Origin of the sequence: Vasconcelosia minhoensis LEGE 07310 (assembly GCF_015207255.1) — a bacterium.
Taxonomy (GTDB): domain Bacteria; phylum Cyanobacteriota; class Cyanobacteriia; order Phormidesmidales; family Phormidesmidaceae; genus Vasconcelosia; species Vasconcelosia minhoensis.
The window spans coordinates 1-2,060 of the sequence record NZ_JADEXG010000144.1 but is presented as its reverse complement, the minus strand read 5'-3'; the positions used below and the strand labels follow the sequence as shown (position 1 = coordinate 2,060).

2 protein-coding genes and 1 CRISPR repeat array are annotated in these 2,060 nt (G+C 53.8%); both genes read left to right on the top strand.

The features are described 5' to 3' along the window. Positions 1–77: 77 nt before the first annotated feature. Positions 78–1,079 (top strand): type I-D CRISPR-associated endonuclease Cas1d, encoded by a 1,002-nt coding sequence (cas1d, locus tag IQ241_RS25145; protein ID WP_193912547.1) that lies wholly within the window; start codon positions 78–80, stop codon positions 1,077–1,079. A gap of 3 nt (positions 1,080–1,082) precedes the next feature. After that, positions 1,083–1,355, top strand: coding sequence for a CRISPR-associated endonuclease Cas2 (gene cas2 / locus IQ241_RS25140; protein WP_193912545.1), 273 nt, complete (start codon positions 1,083–1,085; stop codon positions 1,353–1,355). A gap of 264 nt (positions 1,356–1,619) precedes the next feature. Continuing rightward, a CRISPR array of direct repeats spans positions 1,620–2,023; the repeat unit is 37 nt; unit sequence ACCGAAACCAACCCAAACCCCTCTCAGGGATTGAAAC. Positions 2,024–2,060: the final 37 nt, after the last annotated feature.

The following is a 2,060-nucleotide window of genomic DNA, read 5'->3' as shown; positions in this document are numbered from 1 at the left end:
TAAGAGACAGCCCCTCCACCCCTCTACCCATCCACTCATCCACTCATCCACTCCCTACCCATCCACCCATCCACCCCATGTCCACCCTCTACATCTCCACCCCCGACGCCTTCATTGGCAAAACCGACGAACGCCTGCGAGTTCGCGCTAACAAAGAAACCCTAATCGATGTTCCGCTGATCAAAGTCGATGGTGTAGTCGTGCTCGGTCGAGCAACGGTCTCCCCAGCCGCCCTGATCGAGCTGCTGGAGCGCAAGATTCCCCTCAGCTTTATGACAGCTGCGGGGCGCTACCTGGGGCGGCTAGAGCCGGAGCTGAATAAGAATATTTTTGTCCGCTCGGCCCAGTGGCAGGCGGCGGGTGAACGCGATCGCGCTGTCCATGTCGTGCAGGGCTTCATTCGTGGCAAGCTAAAGAACTACCGCAATACGCTGCTGCGGGCCCAGCGCCAGCAGATGACGGGATTGGAAACTGGAATCACTCGCCTGGAGCAGGCCATTAAGCCGATCAGTCAAACCTGTGCGATCGATGCTCTGAGGGGGCTGGAGGGGGCTGGCAGTGCGGCTTATTTTACTCACTTTGGTCGGCTCATTCGCAATGGTGACTTTACCTTCAAAACGCGCTGCCGCCGTCCGCCAACCGACCCGGTCAATGCCCTGCTCAGCTTTGGCTATGCGCTGCTGACTCATGACATTCAAGGGGCAATCAATATTGTTGGCTTCGATCCTTACCTGGGCTATCTCCACACTCAGCGCTATGGCCGCCCTTCCCTGGCGCTCGACCTGATGGAGGAATTTCGGCCCCTGGTGGTGGATGCCATGGTGCTATCCGCTCTCAACCGCAGGGCCCTATCCCCAAATGATTTCACCAGTGAACCGGTCAGCCATGCCGTTTCCTTAACTGAGGAAGGACGGCGTAAGTTTTTGCGGCTCTATGAGCAAAAGAAGCAGTCGAAATTTAAGCATCCGGTGATGGGGCGTCAGTGCACCTACCAGGAAGCCTTCGAGATTCAGGCTCGGCTGCTGGCAAAGTACCTGATGGCCGAAACTGAGCAGTACCCTCCTCTAATTTTGAAATGAGCTATGCATGTTGTTGTGACTTACGACATTTCAGAAGATAAGCGTCGGACTAAAATCCACAAAATTCTGTCATCCTATGGGCAGTGGATGCAGTTCAGTGTCTTTGAATGCAGTCTGACGGCTACCCAATACGCCAGATTGCGAAACCGCTTGAATAAGCTGATTAAGGCCGAGGAAGACAGCGTCCGCTTCTATTTTCTCTGCGCATGCTGCCAGCAAAAGGTCGAGCGCATCGGCGGTGAACAGGTACGAGATGATACGGTCTTTTTTGCTTAGGTTTCAGCTTCAGGCGCGAGTGGGTAGGTGTTTAATCCGCAGGTCTCCGAATACGGTACTGAAACCTTTATCAGTAAACCGTTTCAGCGTTATGGCAATTGCTATAGATCGGCGCAATGCCCCTAAACCCCTGATATCGCTTAATTCCACAGCTAACTTCGCAGACTCAAAGCCGCCGCCACGGGGTCTAAAATGCTATAATTCAAACGATTCGCGCACTCGAACCTCGAAAACTAGATATATCAAAGCTTTCAAAGGCCCGCTACCGAAACCAACCCAAACCCCTCTCAGGGATTGAAACAACCGATGTTCCGGGCACAATCGCGCCGCCGAATTCCTGACCGAAACCAACCCAAACCCCTCTCAGGGATTGAAACAAAGCCCGGAAGGGGAGCGGCGAATATGGGATCGGGGACCGAAACCAACCCAAACCCCTCTCAGGGATTGAAACAGATCGATGGATCAGTCGATCTGGACATTTATTCAAACCGAAACCAACCCAAACCCCTCTCAGGGATTGAAACAAAATTGATCGCATTATTGCTCCCCAAATCTATGGGACCGAAACCAACCCAAACCCCTCTCAGGGATTGAAACCACCCGGCTGAGCCCCCTCCTGTCGAAACAAAAAACCGAAACCAACCCAAACCCCTCTCAGGGATTGAAACGGGCTGAGAGCACTCCCCGGACCCCACCCCCAAGCAC